Origin of the sequence: Collinsella sp. CLA-ER-H3, assembly GCF_040092425.1 — a bacterium.
Taxonomy (GTDB): Bacteria; Actinomycetota; Coriobacteriia; order Coriobacteriales; family Coriobacteriaceae; genus Collinsella.
Genome location: NZ_JBBNLP010000002.1, coordinates 24,581 through 42,136, shown reverse-complemented (window position 1 = coordinate 42,136; position 17,556 = coordinate 24,581). Strand labels below are relative to the sequence as shown.

Below are 17,556 nucleotides of genomic sequence, written 5' to 3'. Positions count from 1 at the left end.
TAACGCAGCTTCGGTGACCTCATATCATAGCACAGCATCAAACAGATGTTCGAGATACCGCTGCGTAGATAGATTTAGAACAGGAGGGCGTAGATGACCGCCACGACGACGGAGGGGAGCATGTTGGCCGTGCGGAAGGTCTGAGGTCGAATAAGGTTAACGCCAACACAGAAGATGAGCATGGAGCCCACAAGCGAAAGGCTGTCGAGGGCTGCGGTGGTCATGATGGGGGAGAGTGCACCGGCAAAAAGCGTGATCGTACCCTGGAATACGGCAACGGGCAGGGCAGAGAAGATGCAGCCGCGGCCAAGCGAGGCCGTCATGGTGCAGACGATGATGCAGTCCAGCGCGCCCTTCAGAGCAAGCGTGGACCAGTCGCCGAGCAGACCGTCCTGAATCGATCCCACGATGGCCATGGCGCCGATACACACGGTGAGCGATGCCGAGACAAAGGCGTTGGTGAACTCGTTGTCGCCTTCGCTGCCGGTTTTGCGCTTGAGCCATTCGCCGAGGTTCTCGATGGCGGCCTCCAGGTTGATGGCCTCGCCGATGAGCGAACCGAGGGCAAATGAGACGATAAGCATGGTGGTGCCGGTGGTCGCCAACGTCTCTCCATCGATAACGAGCATCTTTTGCATGGTGCCGCCAAGGCCGATAAACAGAACGCACAGCCCCGATGCTTTCATGAGCGTGTCTTGGATGCGCGGTGTAATGAAGCGGCCGCCCGCTAATCCCAAAAGACCGCCCGCAACTAAAAGCACAACGTTGATGATTGTTCCCAAGCCCGGCATGAGCCCTCCTGTATTGATGCCAACGTGGCAATCGTAGCAGAACGAAATGCGAGGCACATCGCGACTCATCTAATACGTTATATAAGTGGTGTTAGGAATGATGCGCGGCATGTAAGCCTCAGGTGGTTGTCGGGACATAGGGATAGTAGTCAAAGCGCAGTGTCATAAGCCGCTGTGGGGATTCAATAGCCGCGGCGATGATATTGGCATCGCGGGCACGATCAAACCCTTCGAGTTCGATCTGATACGAGACGTCTTGCATAATGTCCAGACGTCGCCAGGCTAGGAGTGTGTCGCCATCGAATTCCAAGGTCTTGCCTCCATCTGGAGCAACGGCGTATAGACGCAGCTTGGCGGTGGTTGCAGGGTCGACAACCGTGACCTTTTTAATTTCGTTTCGAGTATTCTTGGCGCCCAACAAGGTGAGCAGTGTTGGGGCCACGACCTCGCCCGATGGCAAAAAGACGACTTCGATGGATTCGGGAAATGCGATGATGGCCGACTTGCGGACGGGTTGATTGGCGGCGGCAACTTCGATGTCCGCAGCGTCGATGACCTCTGTGTGGTCGAGCGCGGCAAGCACGCAGCAGTTACCTTCATCGATCTCTTGAGGATCAGCAAGCCCCAGACTGTCCGCGAGCTCGGGATCGTTTGGATCGTTAGCGGGCTCATTCGGTGCTTCGAGAGAAGCTGGGATGCCGTTTGTCGGCGACGGCGTGTCGCCCGCACCTGCTTCTTTGTCCGCGCTCTCTTCTTGTATGGTTGCGTTGATGGGTTCGTCGTTTGAGGGGAGCGTCTTGGCGTCAAGCGCGGAGGGAAGAATTCCGATGGCTCCGGATCCGTTCCACTCCATTTCGAGAAGCGCCGGGTCGGCAAGAATGCGTTGCCTGCTTTGCGCGTGGGCATCGATTTCAATAGGGCCTGTCTCTATCCCTCGTGTAAGGCTGAGTGATCCGGCTGGCTTCTCGAAATGAGCGTCTGTGTCTTTGGTGCTGACGGCGTAGAACAGCAGGGACGCTTCTCCCGCCGCGATGGCATCGGTGTCGGCTTTGGTCAGTCGCAACGATGTCGTGAATGAGAGGGTGGGCTGCGTGCCGTCTGCATTCGCGGCGGCGCAGCCCAGACATATACCGCCTCCTTTCTCAAAAAACGTACCGTCGAAGGCGACCTTCGCTCCGTTCGCCGAGTCATCGACCGAAGCGATGTCGATGCGCAGCTCTAAATTGCATGGATCGCCATCCGCATCGAGCACAACCGAGCGCCACATGCAGACGGCGCACCCCGCCTGGGAGCCGTTTGCCTTGTTCGAACGCTTGATATCCACGACTATCGAGCCGTCCGTATTACGACGAAGGCATCCCGAGGTTGAGATCGCGGCCTGTGCGATCGAAAAACGCTCGCACGCAATGGCGCTCGACGGATTTGGTGCGGAACTTAGGGCTGCTGGTAAGGAGTCCGCCATGGCGGGAGTCGCCCAAGCGGCGACAGGCGTTCCGGTTGCGAGCGCGCCGCAGAGTGCGACGACGGGCAAAAGGTTCTTCGATGCCATGGGGTCTCCTTAGCTAATTTAGTGCGGCCTGTCCATGTTTTGTTTCTGGCTGCGTTTGATGTGCAGACCGAGGCCGGCGGTTCCTGCGCCTGCTGCTGTGGCGCCTGCTGCCAAGAGCCATCGTCCATCGCCTGTCTGCGCCAATGGTTCCTCGCGGTCGCCGCGGTCGAGCCCCGAGAGGTCGACCGTCACTTGCGTGGCGGCCTGCGCCTGTTCTTGCTGGGCAAAGGCCATGGCTGGGCCAAACGCTAGGATGCTGACGGCGGCGGCCAGGGCGACGGCCTTATGCCGTGTGCGCACCGGGCTCGACCGTCCAGGTGATCGTTGCAACCTGATCGCCTTCGCCGGTTACGTGGAAGATGTCGCGCGTGACGCGGGCGACGTTTCCGCTTGTCTTGAGCTTAATTTTGTCCTTGCCGCCGGCAATGCCCTGGTAGCCCATGTCGAAGGCTGCGTTCTTGGAAAGATCGAGGCCCGTCCCCTGCATTGCGGCGCTGGCGTTCTGGAGTGCGCCGTCGGGGCCGACCTTAAAGTCGATGGAGTTCTGCGCGGTTCCGGCCTTGGCGTCGGCAGCAATGGTCCAGGTGTTCATGGCGTCGATCTTCATGTTGGTGACATGGATGCCGTAGGCCGAATGATTATCGATGGTGGTCGCGTCTTCTGAGGGGCCCTGGAGCGTGCCGTCGGCCTTGGCGACGAAGGGAATAACCGTCGGAACTTTGAACTCAACGTTGTCGATCTCGGTCCTGACCATTACTTTCGTGGTTCCAATGCGCCCGGCCGCCATAGCTGGCGTCGGGGCAGCGCCCATTGCGAGCGCGAGCGCGAGCCCTGCGCCCACGACGAGCGCTCTGGCTCCGTTCATGTTCCTGGTGATGTCCATGGTCGTTCCTTTCTATTCGCCGCGGGCCGTCCCCGCGATGATTGGACGAATGCTGGTGAATTGCGTGCGGTGCCGCGTCGGCCGGAAAAGCTAGTTCTCGGCTTGCTCAACCCGCACCTTGACACGTGTCGGATTGCCGTGGCTGTCGAGGGTCTTGGCATCGAGTGCCTGGATCTCGATGTACGCCTCGCCTTCTTTGATGTCGCCGGCGGGGCACGTCTCGATTGTCTTGCCGGTCTCGACCACACCGGATTCGTACATGGTCTCGTCGTTTTGGATGACGCGGAATCGCTGGGGAAATTTATTGTCTTGGACGTTTTGCACGTTGACGCGCAGCTTGCCGTCCTCCTGCAGCTGAGCGACCGGCGCGACCGAAATCGTCATCATGTTGTCGCGGACGATAGCGTCGAGCTCATCTTGGATTTCCTGACGCGTTTTGCCCTCGGCCGTCGTAACCGAAGCGCCCGCCTCGGGTACGGGCTGCGACTGCCAAGCGTATAGTCCTACGGCGACAAGGGCACAGACGATGGCCAGGCAGGCAACGATGAGCTTCCTGCGATGCCCCAGGCCTGCAAAGTGGGGTGGCTTCTTCGCGCTCATGCGGCATCCTTGGCGGTATAGATGCGCGCAAAGGTGGACGGGTCCGCTCCAAAGAGCATGTGAAGCATCAGACGGCGCGAGTAGACGAGCTCGTCGAAGTCGGGAGGGAGCTCGACGTCGTGGATATGCGCGATGTGGTGGGCGAGCGCCGAGAACGACTCGGGGTCGCAGATCACATCGGTGGTAACGTGGTAGACCGTCGTATCGGGGAATGCCTCTTCGTCGAAAGGCAGGAGATGGGGATCGTCGTCGACTTCGATGGCGATGCCGTACTGGGGCCAGTAATATGCCATGGGAACCTCCCTGCTTCTGGGGCCAAAACTTCTATCGGTTTTGGCTGTCGACGCCGACCGTATCAGCCGCTACTTGACCAATTTCTGACCAAATGCTTGACGGATTGGCGTCTCCGCAGGTAAAAGGCGGCAAAAAATACTCCAACTTTTTTCGAGCGACAATCGCGCGGTCGGCAACGGCGGGGCCATATGTGTCAAAAGCATCGTCTGCCGAGGAAGCCTTGCCGTTCGCCGAATTGCACGAACGTAAAAATCGCCAATTATGGAGACGGTCTCGAACACGTCGACGAAACGATGCGGTAACATCTCCCTGCAAACACTGTAGTTAGCTAAAGGGGGAGTTCGCGTGTCTGCAACCATTAAACCCTTCACCGACGAGTTCGAAGAGTATGGTCGCGATGAGTCTCGCGCATCGGGCGAGGCCTCGAGCATCTCGTTTCCGACGACGGAAGACGAGGTCCGCGCCATTTTGGGAAAGCTCCATGCCGAGTGTGTCCCGGTAACGGTTCAGGGCGCCCGAACCGGCCTTGCCGCCGGTGCCGTGCCCCACGGCGGGCATATCCTCAATACTTCCCGTATGAATCGCTACTTGGGCCTTCGCCGCGATGAACAAGGTCAATTTCTGCTGCGTGTGGAGCCGGGCGTTGTGCTCTCGGAGCTGCGCAAGCAGCTGAGCAAGAAGGTGCTGCCGATCGCTGGTTGGGACCAGGCATCGCTTGAGGCCTACGAGGAGTTCCAAGAGGCCCCGGAGCAGTTTTTTCCCACCGATCCCACCGAGGCGTCTGCCTGTCTGGGCGGCATGGCGGCATGCAACGCCTCCGGCGCCCGCAGCTACGCTTATGGCCCCATGCGTCCGCATATCACTGGACTCCACGTCGCGCTGGCTGATGGCGATTTGCTTGAGCTTCAGCGCGGCGAGGCTTTTGCCCGGGGCCGCCACTTATCGCTCGTGACGGCAGCGGGCCGTACACTCGAGCTCGATCTTCCCGGCTATACCATGCCCAAGACAAAAAATGCCTCGGGCTATTTCGTTGCGGACGAAATGGACGCCATCGACCTCTTTATCGGCGCTTGTGGCACGCTCGGCGTTATCACCGAGCTCGAGATTGCCCTGCAGGCGGCACCTGCGGTCGTTTGGGGCGTGAGCTGTTTCTTTGACAGCGAAGACAAGGCCGTGTCCTTCACCGATTCCGTGCGCCCAGTCCTGTCCCATGCGGCTGCCATCGAGTACTTCGATGCTGGCGCCCTGGATATCCTGCGTCGTCAGCGTGAGCAGTCGACCGCGTTCGCCTCGCTGCCGGCGCTCGACAAAGAGGCCAAGGTCTGTGTCTACGTGGAGCTCGACTGCGACGACGAAGTTCAGGCGACTGAGGAGCTGTATCACTTGGGGTGGGTACTGGAGCTTGCGGGCGGCAGCGACGATGCGACATGGGTCGCGCGCACCGAGGTCGATCGCGAGTGCCAGCGGTTCTTCCGCCATGCGGTCCCCGAGAGCGTCAATATGCTTATCGACGAGCGTCGCCGCACGGATCCCACCATCACCAAACTGGGTTCGGACATGTCGGTGCCCAATGCACGCCTTGCCGATGTCGTGGCCCTCTATCGCCGCACACTGGCCGAAAGTGGGCTTGAATCTGCTGCCTGGGGGCACATCGGTAACAACCATCTGCATGTGAACATCCTGCCGCGCGATGCGCAGGACTACCGTCGCGGTGGCGAGCTGTTTGCCCAGTGGGCTGCGGAGGTAACGGCTATGGGCGGTGCCGTTTCTGCCGAGCACGGCGTCGGCAAGATCAAGGCGGGCTTCTTAGAGACGATGTACGGTCACGAGGCCATGGTCGAGTCGGCGCGGCTCAAGCTCCAGCTCGATCCCGACGGGCAGCTGGGTCGCGGCAACCTGTTTTCGGAGAAGCTCTTGGATGAGCTCGTCCAGAAAGGGGGCGCGTGAAGATGAGCGATTTCCATATGGTGGTGTGCGTCAAGGCCGTGCCGGGCAGCACCGAGGTCAAGATGGACCCCAAGACCAATACCATCGTGCGCGATGGCAAGCAGACGGTCATTAATCCCTTTGATGCGAGCGCTTTGGAATGCGCGCTGGCGCTGAAAGACGACTTTATCGGCTTTGGCATGGACGTGCGCGTAACGGTGGTGTCGATGGGCATCCCCGCGACCGAGTTGCTGCTGCGCGACTGCATCGCTCGAGGTGCCGACGACGCGCTGCTGCTGACCGATCGCGCCTTTGCGGGTGCCGATACCCTGGCGACCACCTATGCTCTCAAATGCGGCATCGAGGCGCTCGACGAGGACTTCGACCTGCTCATCTGCGGCAAGATGGCGGTGGATGGCGATACGGCCCAGATTGGCCCCGAGCTTGCCGGTGCCTTTGAGATTCCCTGCGTGACCGACGTGAGCTGCGTGCAAAGCGCGGGCTTTACGACGTGTGGCTCGCTGGCGCTCGTTCACGGATGCGATGCCGGCGAGGAGACGGTCTATCTTGAGATGCCGTGTGCGATGACGACTGCCAAGGAGATTGGCCAGTTGCGTATGCCGAGTATTGCCGGTATTCGCGCGGCGGAGGAGGCGGACGTGTGCGTGGTCAGTGCCGCCGACGTGAACGCCGACCCCGCGCGTTGCGGTCTTGCCGGGTCGCCGACACAGGTCGTGCGCTCGTTTGTGCCCGACCGTGACCAAACGTGCGAGGACGTTGACGGAACGGCGTCCGAGCAGGCGGCAAAACTTGCCAAGATTATCGAGGGGATGGCATAGATGAGCGGACTGATTATCGATAGCGAAGCCTGTATCGGCTGCGGTCGCTGCGTTCACGCCTGTGCCTCGGGCGGCATCGTAGTGGAAGGCGAGCGACCCAGCCGATGCGCCCGCGTAACCGACGGCTGCATCCTATGCGGTGGGTGCGTCGACGCCTGCCCTGTCAACGCTATCTCGATCGAGCGTGACGAGGCCGTTGGTGCGGTTGACCTCGATGCGTATCGAGACATTTGGGTATTCGTGCAGACCGACGAGCGCGATACGGTGACTCCCGTTGCCTATGAGCTTATGGGCAAGGGCCGCGAGCTTGCCGATGCTCGCGGCTGCCGTCTGGTGGCACTGGCCGGCATGGGCCCCGAGGGTTCTCTCGGCGACCTGGAGCATCTGGTTTGCGCGGGCGCCGACGAAGTCCTGGCCTGTCGCGACGAGCGCCTGCGCCAAAACGATGCGGAGGTCTACGCCCGCTTGATCTGCGATTTGGTAGCCGAACGCAAACCCGAGGCCATCTTATACGGCGCGACCGCTTTTGGCCGCGAACTGGCACCCGGAGTTGCCGTACGCTTGCAGACGGGCCTTACGGCTGACTGCACCGTACTTTCGATGGATACGGAGACGGGACTGCTGCAACAGACGCGTCCGGCGTTTGGCGGCAACCTGATGGCCACCATCGTCTGCCCCAATCATCGTCCCCAGATGGCAACGGTTCGTCCCGGCATCTTTAAGGCGCCCGACTTTGACTACGACCGCTCCGGCACGATCACCCAGATATCGCTTGCGGATGATGCTAAGGCCCGTGTCGAGATCTCGATTCCCGCCGAGGAGTGGGGGCAGCAGGCCTCGATCGCCGATGCCGAGCGCCTGGTCGTGGTGGGTCGCGGCATTGGCTCCAAGAAGAATCTGCCCCTGATGCGAAGGCTCGCCGAGGCTCTGGGAGCCGAGCTTGGTTGCACGCGACCTGTCGTGGAGGCCGGCTGGTTGGAGTATCGCCATCAGATTGGCCAGACCGGCGTATCGGTTTCGCCCAAGCTTCTCGTGAGTATCGGTGTTTCGGGCGCCATCCAGCATCTTGCCGGCATCGGTGGGGCGGAGTGCATTATCGCCATCAACGAGGACCCGGATGCCCCCATTTTTGGTGCTGCCCAGTACAAGGTTGTTGGGGACGCCGTCGAGGTCGTCGAGGAGCTACTGGCCCAGCTTGAGCGCTAAGCGCGCGCCAGCCAGTCGCGCATCTCGTCCTTTAGGCGGCTCCAGGTTGCCTGCGTGGCGGGGTCGGTAAAGGGCCGCGTAATGCCAAAGGGCGCGTCGAGCAGGCGGTGGATATCGCCCTGTTCGCGCGCCAGCGCGCGGCTTGCTGGATAGACGAGCTCAAACATAAAGCAGATAAGCCCCACCAAGAAGTCGGCGGGCTCATCGCGCTCATCGCGTGCGACGCAGCGGTGCTCGTCAAAGGCGGCAAGTGTCGGCGACGAGAAACGGCTGCCGAGAAACGTCTTCTCGTCCACCTTGAGGATAGTGTCGACGGTGCTGTCGGCGATGGTGCGCATAATGTCGATCTTGTCACCATCGCGCACGATATCGCAGAAGCTCCGCGTGCGCACGTCGAGCCGCGCGGGTAGGCGGAAATCGCTGTGATAGGCAATGCTCGCTCGGATGAGCTCATCTTCTGCCGGGTCATCGATAAAGTCGCGGATGCTCGTTACGGCGGGTGCATCGTCGGGATTCTCGCCAAAGAGGACCTCGATGCCCAGCGCCGCATGGCTCATGCTCTCGGCGTCCTTAAAGGTGTCCCAGCGTCGCAGCTGCTCAAAGCGGCCCATATCGTGTAGCAGGCCGCAAAGCCATGCCAGGTCAATATCTTCTGACGACCAGCCCTGCTCGCGCGCTACGGCATCGCACGCCTCGGCCACGTGGTACGTATGCTCGATTTTGAGCGCGATGCGTGGGTTGGTGGCGTCGTAGGCATCGGTGTAGCTTTTGAAGGCCGCGCGCGCCCGGTCTCGATCGATAGCTGTCATAATGACTTCCTAAAAAGTTGTGTCTTTCGATCCGGTGGCAATTGTAGGTGAACTCGGTTGCTGTCGGATGATGATTCTGCCGTGTCGCTACATGCGGCTCGGAGACCTTGTCAGGATGAGAAGCGTATGGTGCTCAAAATCGTTAGAACCGTCTGGCCAGTGATGCTTACCTATGTTGCAATAGGCGCGCCGTGCGGAATGATCATGGGGCAGACGGGAATGGAGCCCTGGATGGTCTTTGCCCTGAGCAGCACGTTTGTGACGGGCAGCGGCCAGTTTATGATCTGCAATCTTTGGCTGGCGGGCGTACCGGCACCTTCGATTATCGCGAGCGTCGCCGCCATCTCCTCGCGTTTTGCACTATATTCGGCATCGCTTGCCCCGCATCTGAAGAGTGCCTCGAAGTGTCAGACGCTGGCGGTCACCGCGACGCTTACCGAAGAAGCGTACGGCATCTCGCTAGCCAATTTGGTCGAGAAGGACGACTGGGGCCCGCGTGAGTCCTTCGTGCTCAACGTGATCCTTATCGCAACATGGGGCGTTTCGTGTACGACGGGCGGCATCGTCGGCACCGTTGTCGATGTTCCCACCGCCATTGCAGCCTTTGTCTGCACCTCGCTCTTTATCTGCCTGCTCTTTTCGCAGCGGCTGTCGCGCGGCAACGTTGTCGCGGCGGTTTCGGGCGCGGTGTCCGTCGCCGTATGCAAGTTCTTGGGCCTCACGAATATTGCCGTGCCGGCAAGCGTCGTGGTCGGCATTGCCATTGCGCTGGCGCGCGATGCTGTATTTGACGGAAGAGGTGCCCGCGATGCCCGTTAACGAGTTCTTGGTTCTGTGGCTGTCGTCGTGGGCTGCTATCGCGTTCTTTCGCATCGCGCCGGCGTTCGCCTTGCGCGGGCGGACCCTGTCGCCCCGCATTACCGAGGCCCTGGGCTATATCCCGCCCGCTGCCTTTGCCGCGCTGGTCGCCAACGACTTGGTGAGCCCCGGCGCGTTCGACGCGGGACTCTGGCCTGCCTTGGTTCCCTGGATTGCGGCCGCCGGCGTCGTGGTCGTGGCGGTCAAGACAAAATCGATGCTGTGGTGCTGCGTCTCGGGCATCGTACTCTATATCGTCTTGAGCCTTATATAGGGGTGGCGTCGCGGGCGCCGAATCTCGTTCCATCCCAACTTGTCGAATTTTTCACCGAGCTGGTCTATTTCTTCTGGTACCATGGTCAAACTTTACTGTAGCAAAGCATGACGTGGACTTTTGTTCTGCGTCAGCGGAAATGGGGGTTTCATGGCACAGGAAGCGACCGCCAACGAGCAAAAGAAATTCAAGGTACCGCGTATCCCGGGTGACATCATGATCTACCCGATGATCGTTGGCCTTTTGCTCAACACTTTCTGTCCGCAGGTCTTTGAGATCGGCGGCTTCTTTACCGCCGCCTGCCGCGGTGGTTCCAACACCATCGTCGCCGCGATCCTGCTGTTTGTGGGTGCCGGCATCAGCTTTAAGTCCACGCCGGGCGCTATCAAGACCGGCATCGTCGTGCTGATCCCCAAGCTTGTTGTTGCGGCTGCCCTTGGCTTGGGCGTGGCATATTTCTTTAACGACAACTTCCTGGGCCTGAGCTCCGTGTCTATCATCGGCGGCATCACGTTTTGCAACATGGCGCTCTATACGGGCATCATGGGCGAGTTCGGCGATGAGTCCGAGCAGGGCGCCGTCGGTATCCTGTTCTTTACGGCCGGCCCCGCCGTCACCATGATCATCCTCGGTGTCTCGGGTCTCGCCAACATCCCCGTCGGCACCATCATCGGATCCATCCTGCCGCTTGTAATCGGCATGGTTCTGGGCAACCTCTTCCCGTTCATCAAGAACCTGCTGGTCCCCGGCGCCAATCCCGCGATTGCCGTTATCGGTTTTCAGCTCGGTGCGTCCATGAGCCTGTCGAGCTTCATCACCGGCGGCATTTCGGGCATCCTGCTGGGCCTCATCACGCTCTTTATCGTCGGTCCCATTACCTTTGCGTTTGAGCGCCTGTGCGGCGGTAACGGTAAGGCGGCCGTTGCCTGCTCCACTATCGCCGGCACGGCTATGACCACGCCGGTCGCCCTCGCCGAGGTCGCTCCGCGCTATGCCGAGCTTGCGCCCACCGCGTATGCGCAGATCGCCACCGCTGTCATCATCACGGCAATCTTGGCTCCGATTCTGACCGGCTGGGTCGACAAGAAGTTCTGCCAGGGCAAGGAGGATCTGTCGCCTGCCGGTGTCGAGGCCATCGAGGAGGCCGTCGCGACCGACATCGATGGTGAATAGCAATCGCTACCAATCAATGATGCCGGCGTGCAATTCGCGCCGTTTGAGCGCCCGAACGAAAGCTGTCTTGCAGTGACGTTCGGGCGCTCTGCTATGATTCCCCTTACCCCTGCGGAGTAGGGGTGTTTATTGCCCAGACACGAATCGGGCGATTCTGACCACTTGGATATTGAAGGGATGGCGTCTAGTGGTTAAGGCACTCAAGATTGAGATATTCCTGCTATGCATGATTGTTCTTATCGGGCTTGCCGCACGAAGCCGTCGCTCCTTGTTCTCGAGTACCCAGCAGCTCTTGTTTAGCATGCTCGGCTACACCTCTGCTGCCTACATTTTCTTCGATATGATCTGGACGCTCTCGGACGGCGTGAGCACTCCTGTAGGCATCACGGCCAACTGGATTTCCAACGCGGTCTCGTTTTCGCTGTTCGCCATCGCGTGCCTCATTTGGTTTTTCTATTCCGAGACAGTGCAGGGCTCTCGCCTTTTGACCGCGCGCTATAGGGTTGCGATCGTGACGTTGCCAACCGTATTGGTGGTCGTGCTGGCATTTACCAGCTACTGGACGCACACTATGTTCTATATCGATGCGCAGGGCGTATATCGTCGCGGAGCGCTTTATATGATTCAACCTATCGTTAGCTACTGCTACATCATATATACGTCCTTGCATGCCTTTATTCAGGCTCGAAAAGTCGAAAGTCTGCAAAAGAAGGCCATTTATCGCACCCTCGCCTTTTTTGCGGTTCCCGCTCTGGTGGGTGGTACCTTCCAGGTTTTGTTTTCGGTACCGGGCCTTTGCGTCGGTATAACGCTGAGCATCCTGCTGCTCTACATCATCTACCAGGAGCAGCTGATCTCGACCGACCCGTTGACTAGCCTCAACAATCGCAACCGTTTTGAGACCTATATGCTGTCGCTCTTTTCAAATGTGGATCAGGCCGAAGATGTATATCTGCTTATGATGGACGCCGACGGCTTTAAGCAGATTAACGATCGCTATGGACATGTGGAGGGTGACCATGCCCTCCAGGTCATATCTGCTACGCTCAAAGAGGTCTGCTCGGCGTCTGGTGGCTTTATCGCGCGTTATGGTGGCGATGAGTTTGTGGTGTTCCAAAAGGCAGCGGCGGAACAGGACATCATAGACCTGTGTTCGGCGATTAACGACGAGCTCGCTCGTGCCGAGGTGCCGTATGCATTGCGGATGTCCATCGGTTACGCGCGGGTTGGCGATAGTGTTGATACCTGGCAAGACTTACTTCGCGCTGCCGATGCGGAGCTCTACCGCGTCAAGGCCGAGAAAAAGAAAGCCGGCGTCCAGATACGCTAGAAAAAAGGCGCACGACCGTTGCGATGGTCGTGCGCCCTTTTTGCGTTTGCGGGGGCCACCGGCCATAACGCCCAGGCGCGGTGCGGCAAGACGAGCGTCTGCCGCCGCGGCTCGGTACGAAATCAACGAGAGCCAGTGCATTCCATTAAGCTAAAGTGTGTGAAGGCTCTCTCTAAAAAGGTGAGCTCGCTAGGCTTTTTTGGGTTTGTTGACGATGATTATGCCGCCGCAGACCAACAGCAGGGCAACGATGACGGTAATGGGGCTCGTGCCAGCGCCCTCGCCGAGCAGCAGCGCGCTCAGCAGTACGCCAAAGACCGGGTTCATAAACCCAAAGACCGAGACGCGGCTGACGGGGTTGACGGCAAGCAGACGCGACCACAGCGAGTAGGCGACCGCGGAGATAAGCGCCATATAAATGATGAGCGCGATGGCGGGGGCAATCGCCGCGGGGGAGAGCGCACCGCCCATCAAAAATCCGATGGCGGTAAGGACCAGGCCGCCAACCAAAAACTGCCAGCCGGCGAGCAAGACGCCGTCATGCTCGCGCGAGAAGATGCCAATGAGGCAGGTCGACAGGGCGCCCGCAACAGTGGAAGCCAAGATAAATCCCTCGCCGTCGAGCGTAAAGCCAAAGGTGCCATCCGCGCCCGAAAGGTTGACGAGCGCGACGCCGGCAAAGCCCAGCACACAGCCAAGCACCTTGGCCGTATTGAGCTTCTCGGTGTGAAATGCCAAGGCGGCAAAGAGGATTGCGAGGAAGTTGGCACTGGCCTCGATGATGGAGCTCGACATGGCGCTGGCGTGCGAGAGTCCCAGATAGAAAAAGAAGTACTGCCCGATAGTCTGGAAGAGCGACAGAATGCAGATGGACTTAATGTCGCGTACCTGTGGGACGAGCGGGCGTCGCTGGGCTGCACGCATACCGGCGATAACCAGGATACCGGCAAGCGTGAAGCGCAAACCAGCAAAGAGCAGCTGCGAGGCGCTATCGTGCGCCGGGATACCAAAGAGTGCGTAACCGATCTTGATGCAGGGAAAGGCCGACCCCCAGAGTGCACAGCAAACAAGACAGCCCAGGATGAGTCCGGGCAGGGTGGCGAGATACGGCTGGCGGCTTTCCATGATGTCCTTCTCCTATACGCGCAAAGCAAAAAAGAACCCGCCACCGGGCGTGCCGGTGGCGGGTGTTGTTACCCGAGGGGATTGTACCCGATGGGAAAGGTTTAGGCGAAGTAGGCTACGCCGCTCTCAAAGATCGGCATGAACTTGTCGCCGGGGACATGCTCGGGCACGTTGCGGTACAGGTTGTCGCCACGACGCTCGGCATGGCCCATCTTGCCCAGGACGCGGCCGTCGGGGCTCGTGATGCCCTCGATGGCGAGTGCGGAGCCGTTGGGGTTGACGGAAAGATCCATGCTCGGCTTGCCGTCCTCGCCCACGTACTGCGTGGCGACCTGGCCGTTGGCGATAAGCTGGGCGAGTACCTCGTCGTTGGCGACAAAGCGGCCCTCGCCGTGGCTGATGGCGACGGTGTAGGGGTCGTCGAGGCTGCACTGCGACAGCCACGGGGACAGGTTGGACGAGATGCGGGTGCGCACCAGGCGGCTCTGGTGGCGGCCGATGGTGTTAAAGGTCAGCGTGGGTGCATCCGGCGTGGCGTCGACGATGTCGCCATAGGGCACCAGGCCGAGCTTGATCAGGGCCTGGAAGCCGTTGCAGATGCCCAGCATCAGGCCGTCGCGGGCCTTGAGCAGGTCGCGGACTGCCTCGGTGACCTCAGGAGCGCGGAAGAACGCCGTGATGAACTTGGCGGAGCCATCGGGCTCGTCACCGCCCGAGAAGCCGCCGGGGATCATGACGATCTGGCTTGCACGGATGCGGCGGGCAAGCTCGTGGGTGCTCTCCGCGACGGCCTCGGGCGTGAGGTTGTTGATCACGAAAGTGTCGGCCTCGGCACCGGCGGCACGGAAGGCGCGGGCGCTGTCGTACTCGCAGTTGTTGCCGGGGAACACGGGGATGATCACGCGCGGACGGGCGATCTTGGCGCCGCCGTACACGTGGATATCCTTGGCGCGGAAGTCGATGGTCTCGACCTTGGGGGTCTCGCCGGCGCTGCGGTAGGCGAAGACGCCCTCGATGCCGCTCTCCCAGGCCTCCTGGAGCTCGGCGAGCTCGATAACCTCGGAGCCGGTGTCGATGACATAGCCCTCGACGGTGGTACCCAGGGGCTCGACGACAACGCCGTCGGCGACCTCGGGCAGCTCGGCGTCCTCGGCGAGCTCGACGATAAAGCTGCCATAGAGCGGGGTGAAGAGGCTCTCCACGTCCACATCCTCGGCAAGCTCGATACCGATCTGGTTGCCGACGCACATCTTAAAGAGGCTCTCGGCGCCGCAGCCGTAGCCGGGCGTGGAGACGGCCAGGGCGTCGCCGGCGGCGGTGAGCGCCTCGACGGCGTCAAATGCGGCGAGAAGCTGCTGGGCATCGGGACGGTAGTCCTGGCCATAGGTGGCGGGGGCGATACGGACAACGCGGTGCGTGAGGCCCTTGAACTCGGGGGAGACGGCGCGGGCCGCCTTGCCCACGGCGACAGCGAAGCTGATCAGGGTCGGCGGAACGTTAAGCTCGCCGGCCTCGTCCTCAAACGAGCCGCTCATGGAGTCCTTGCCGCCGATGGCGCCGGCGCCCAGGTCGACCTGGGCCATAAGGGCGCCCAGGACGGCTGCCATGGGCTTGCCCCAGCGCTCGGCCTCGGTGCGCAGGCGCTCGAAGTACTCCTGGAAGGAGAGATAGGCGCGCTTGTGCTCAAAGCCGGCGGCAACGAGCTTGGCGATGGACTCGACCACGGACAGGTAGGCGCCCGCAAACTGGTCGGCCTCCATCAGGTAGGGGTTGAAGCCCCATGCCATAGCGCTCGCCGTGGTGGTCTCGCCGTCCACGGGGAACTTGGCGACCATGGCAGAGCTCGGAGTGAGCTGCGTCTTGCCGCCAAAGGGCATGAGCACGGTCGCGGCGCCGATGGTGGAGTCGAAGCGCTCGGAAAGACCCTTGTTGGAAGCGACGTTGAGGTCGGTGACGAGCGAGGTCATGCGCTCGGCAAGCGTGGTGCCGGCCCAGCTGGGCTGCCACACGCTACGGGCGCACACGTGGGCGACCTGGTGCTTGGGTGCGCCGTTGGAGTTGAGGAACTCGCGGGACAGGTCGACGATAGCGACGCCGTTCCAGGCCATGCGCATGCGCGGCTCGGCGGTAACCTCGGCGATAACGGTCGCCTCCAGGTTCTCCTCGGCGGCGTAGCCCATGAACTCCTCGACGTCACCGTCGGCGACGGCGCAGGCCATGCGCTCCTGGGACTCAGAGATAGCGAGCTCGGTGCCGTCCAGGCCGTCGTACTTCTTGGTCACGGTGTCCAGGTCGACATACAGGCCGTCGGCAAGCTCGCCCACGGCGACCGAGACGCCGCCGGCGCCAAAGTCGTTGCAGCGCTTGATCAGACGGCAGGCGTCGCCGCGGCGGAACAGACGCTGCAGCTTGCGCTCGACAGGGGCGTTGCCCTTCTGGACCTCGGCACCCGAGGTCTCGATGGACTCGGTGTTCTGGGTCTTGGAGGAGCCGGTGGCGCCACCGATGCCATCGCGGCCGGTGCGGCCGCCCAGCAGGATGATCTTGTCGGTGGGGGCGGGGCACTCGCGACGAACGTGGTTTGCCGGGGTAGCGCCCACGACGGCGCCGACCTCCATGCGCTTGGCCACGTAGCCGGGGTGATAGAGCTCGTTGACCTGACCGGTGGCAAGGCCGATCTGGTTGCCGTAGCTGGAGTAGCCGGCGGCGGCAGTAGTCACGAGCTTGCGCTGCGGCAGCTTGCCCTCGAGCGTCTCGGAAACCGGGACGGTGGGGTCGCCGGCGCCGGTGACGCGCATGGCCTGGTACACATAGCTGCGGCCCGAGAGCGGGTCACGGATAGCGCCGCCCACGCAGGTGGCGGCACCGCCGAAGGGCTCGATCTCGGTCGGGTGGTTGTGGGTCTCGTTCTTAAAGAGGAACAGCCAGTCCTGGTCCTCGCCATCGACATCGACCTTCACCTTGACGGTGCAGGCGTTGATCTCCTCGGATTCGTCGACATCGGTCATGACGCCGGTCTTCTTAAGGTACTTGGCGCCGATGGTGCCCATGTCCATGAGGCAGACGGGCTTGGCGTCGCGACCGAGCTCGTGGCGCATCTCCATGTAGCGGTCGAAGGCTTGCTGCACCACGGCGTCGTCGATCGTCACGTCGTCCAGGACGGTGCCGAAAGTGGTGTGGCGGCAGTGGTCGGACCAATAGGTGTCGATTACGCGGATCTCGGTGATGGTGGGGTCGCGGTCCTCATCGCGGAAGTACTGCTGGCAGAAGGCGATGTCTGCCTCGTCCATGGCAAGGCCGCGATCGGCGATAAAGGCGGCAAGGCCGGCCTCGTCGAGCTTGCGGAAGCCGTCGAGCACCTCGACGGGCTGGGGCTCGGGAGTCTCCATGTACAGCGTCTCGGGCAGGTCGAGCGAGGCGATGCGGGCCTCGACGGGATTCACCACGTAGTGCTTGATGGCCTCGATGGCGGCCTCGTCCAGAGCGCCCGAGATCATATAGACCTTGGCGGAGCGCACGGCGGGGCGCTCACCCTGGCTGATGAGCTGCACGCACTCGCTGGCGGAGTCGGCGCGCTGGTCAAACTGGCCAGGCAGGAACTCGACGGCAAAGACGGCGCCATCGCTTGCGGGGAGTTCGTCGTAGGTCACATCGACCTGGGGCTCGCTAAAGACGGTCGGCACGCAGGAGCGGAAAAGCTCCTCGTCGATGCCCTCGACGTCGTAGCGGTTGATGATCCTCAGGGCCTCGATGCCCTTGATGCCGAGAATCTCGGTCAGCTCGCCCTTGAGCTGTTGAGCCTCGACGTCGAACCCGGGTTTCTTCTCCACGTAGATACGAGAGACCATTGGTTCCTGCCTTCCTGATCGGTTGGGCGTACGGTACGGTATGCGGCAGCG

General features: G+C 61.3%; 16 protein-coding genes. 8 read left to right on the top strand and 8 right to left on the bottom strand.

The features are described 5' to 3' along the window. Positions 1–74: 74 nt before the first annotated feature. Together AAAX32_RS01785 and AAAX32_RS01780 are read right to left on the bottom strand one after the other, a co-directional pair. Entirely contained in the window at positions 75–791 is a 717-nt protein-coding gene (locus AAAX32_RS01785) for a DUF554 domain-containing protein (protein ID WP_349099752.1), read from the bottom strand. A gap of 118 nt (positions 792–909) precedes the next feature. Beyond that, on the bottom strand, positions 910–2,340 hold the full coding sequence (locus AAAX32_RS01780) for a hypothetical protein (RefSeq protein WP_349099751.1): 1,431 nt from the start codon (positions 2,338–2,340) through the stop codon (positions 910–912). Between the two features lie 39 nt (positions 2,341–2,379). Here AAAX32_RS01780 and AAAX32_RS01775 point away from each other — a divergent pair, with 39 nt between their 5' ends. Next, positions 2,380–2,592, top strand: coding sequence for a hypothetical protein (locus AAAX32_RS01775; protein WP_349099750.1), 213 nt, complete (start codon positions 2,380–2,382; stop codon positions 2,590–2,592). 31 nt (positions 2,593–2,623) lie between these two features. Here the strand turns inward: AAAX32_RS01775 and AAAX32_RS01770 are convergent, their stop codons facing one another. The 3 genes from AAAX32_RS01770 to AAAX32_RS01760 form a co-directional block, all read right to left on the bottom strand. Then, a complete protein-coding gene (locus tag AAAX32_RS01770) occupies positions 2,624–3,223 on the bottom strand; it encodes a hypothetical protein (protein ID WP_349099749.1) in 600 nt (199 codons plus the stop codon). A gap of 90 nt (positions 3,224–3,313) precedes the next feature. After that, a complete protein-coding gene (locus tag AAAX32_RS01765) occupies positions 3,314–3,823 on the bottom strand; it encodes a hypothetical protein (RefSeq protein WP_349099748.1) in 510 nt (169 codons plus the stop codon). Further along, a complete protein-coding gene (locus tag AAAX32_RS01760) occupies positions 3,820–4,116 on the bottom strand; it encodes a hypothetical protein (RefSeq protein WP_349099747.1) in 297 nt (98 codons plus the stop codon). Before AAAX32_RS01760 ends, AAAX32_RS01765 begins: the two co-directional genes overlap by 4 nt. A gap of 346 nt (positions 4,117–4,462) precedes the next feature. Here AAAX32_RS01760 and AAAX32_RS01755 point away from each other — a divergent pair, with 346 nt between their 5' ends. The 3 genes from AAAX32_RS01755 to AAAX32_RS01745 are packed head-to-tail and all read left to right on the top strand — an operon-like array spanning position 4,463 to position 8,088. Beyond that, positions 4,463–6,064, top strand: coding sequence for an FAD-binding oxidoreductase (locus AAAX32_RS01755; protein WP_349099746.1), 1,602 nt, complete (start codon positions 4,463–4,465; stop codon positions 6,062–6,064). 2 nt (positions 6,065–6,066) lie between these two features. Further along, a complete protein-coding gene (locus AAAX32_RS01750) occupies positions 6,067–6,882 on the top strand; it encodes an electron transfer flavoprotein subunit beta/FixA family protein (protein WP_349099745.1) in 816 nt (271 codons plus the stop codon). Next, positions 6,883–8,088 carry an electron transfer flavoprotein subunit alpha gene (locus AAAX32_RS01745; protein WP_349099744.1) on the top strand — a complete coding sequence of 402 codons (1,206 nt, stop codon included), beginning with the start codon at positions 6,883–6,885 and terminating at the stop codon, positions 8,086–8,088. It abuts the gene before it with no gap. Here AAAX32_RS01745 and AAAX32_RS01740 read toward each other — a convergent pair. Then, positions 8,085–8,897: an HD domain-containing protein gene (locus AAAX32_RS01740; RefSeq protein ID WP_349099743.1), complete on the bottom strand. Its 813-nt coding sequence runs from the start codon at positions 8,895–8,897 to the stop codon at positions 8,085–8,087. The genes AAAX32_RS01745 and AAAX32_RS01740 overlap by 4 nt on opposite strands. A 126-nt stretch (positions 8,898–9,023) precedes the next feature. Here AAAX32_RS01740 and AAAX32_RS01735 point away from each other — a divergent pair, with 126 nt between their 5' ends. The 4 genes from AAAX32_RS01735 (at position 9,024) to AAAX32_RS01720 (ending at position 12,532) form a co-directional block, all read left to right on the top strand. Next, a complete protein-coding gene (locus tag AAAX32_RS01735) occupies positions 9,024–9,716 on the top strand; it encodes an AzlC family ABC transporter permease (RefSeq protein WP_349099742.1) in 693 nt (230 codons plus the stop codon). Then, positions 9,706–10,029, top strand: a complete 324-nt coding sequence (locus AAAX32_RS01730) for an AzlD domain-containing protein (protein ID WP_035137063.1) — start codon at positions 9,706–9,708, stop codon at positions 10,027–10,029. Before AAAX32_RS01735 ends, AAAX32_RS01730 begins: the two co-directional genes overlap by 11 nt. A 150-nt stretch (positions 10,030–10,179) precedes the next feature. Continuing rightward, on the top strand, positions 10,180–11,202 hold the full coding sequence (locus AAAX32_RS01725; RefSeq protein WP_349099741.1) for a 2-keto-3-deoxygluconate permease: 1,023 nt from the start codon (positions 10,180–10,182) through the stop codon (positions 11,200–11,202). Between the two features lie 187 nt (positions 11,203–11,389). Then, positions 11,390–12,532, top strand: coding sequence for a GGDEF domain-containing protein (locus tag AAAX32_RS01720; protein ID WP_349099740.1), 1,143 nt, complete (start codon positions 11,390–11,392; stop codon positions 12,530–12,532). 189 nt (positions 12,533–12,721) lie between these two features. Here the strand turns inward: AAAX32_RS01720 and AAAX32_RS01715 are convergent, their stop codons facing one another. Then, positions 12,722–13,657, bottom strand: coding sequence for a DMT family transporter (locus AAAX32_RS01715; RefSeq protein ID WP_349099739.1), 936 nt, complete (start codon positions 13,655–13,657; stop codon positions 12,722–12,724). A gap of 101 nt (positions 13,658–13,758) precedes the next feature. After that, complete coding sequence (locus AAAX32_RS01710) at positions 13,759–17,505, bottom strand: phosphoribosylformylglycinamidine synthase (RefSeq protein ID WP_349099738.1); 3,747 nt, start codon at positions 17,503–17,505, stop codon at positions 13,759–13,761. Between the last annotated feature and the right edge of the window lie 51 nt (positions 17,506–17,556).

Excerpts from the sequence above, each read along its gene's own strand:
- AAAX32_RS01785 (WP_349099752.1), bottom strand. The coding sequence starts at position 791 with ATGCCGGGCTTGGGAACAATCATCAACGTTGTGCTTTTAGTTGCGGGC.
- AAAX32_RS01780 (WP_349099751.1), bottom strand. The coding sequence starts at position 2,340 with ATGGCATCGAAGAACCTTTTGCCCGTCGTCGCACTCTGCGGCGCGCTC.
- AAAX32_RS01770 (WP_349099749.1), bottom strand. The coding sequence starts at position 3,223 with ATGGACATCACCAGGAACATGAACGGAGCCAGAGCGCTCGTCGTGGGC.
- AAAX32_RS01765 (WP_349099748.1), bottom strand. The coding sequence starts at position 3,823 with ATGAGCGCGAAGAAGCCACCCCACTTTGCAGGCCTGGGGCATCGCAGG.
- AAAX32_RS01760 (WP_349099747.1), bottom strand. The coding sequence starts at position 4,116 with ATGGCATATTACTGGCCCCAGTACGGCATCGCCATCGAAGTCGACGAC.
- AAAX32_RS01750 (WP_349099745.1), top strand. The coding sequence starts at position 6,067 with ATGAGCGATTTCCATATGGTGGTGTGCGTCAAGGCCGTGCCGGGCAGC.
- AAAX32_RS01745 (WP_349099744.1), top strand. The coding sequence starts at position 6,883 with ATGAGCGGACTGATTATCGATAGCGAAGCCTGTATCGGCTGCGGTCGC.
- AAAX32_RS01740 (WP_349099743.1), bottom strand. The coding sequence starts at position 8,897 with ATGACAGCTATCGATCGAGACCGGGCGCGCGCGGCCTTCAAAAGCTAC.
- AAAX32_RS01735 (WP_349099742.1), top strand. The coding sequence starts at position 9,024 with ATGGTGCTCAAAATCGTTAGAACCGTCTGGCCAGTGATGCTTACCTAT.
- AAAX32_RS01730 (WP_035137063.1), top strand. The coding sequence starts at position 9,706 with ATGCCCGTTAACGAGTTCTTGGTTCTGTGGCTGTCGTCGTGGGCTGCT.
- AAAX32_RS01725 (WP_349099741.1), top strand. The coding sequence starts at position 10,180 with ATGGCACAGGAAGCGACCGCCAACGAGCAAAAGAAATTCAAGGTACCG.
- AAAX32_RS01715 (WP_349099739.1), bottom strand. The coding sequence starts at position 13,657 with ATGGAAAGCCGCCAGCCGTATCTCGCCACCCTGCCCGGACTCATCCTG.
- AAAX32_RS01710 (WP_349099738.1), bottom strand. The coding sequence starts at position 17,505 with ATGGTCTCTCGTATCTACGTGGAGAAGAAACCCGGGTTCGACGTCGAG.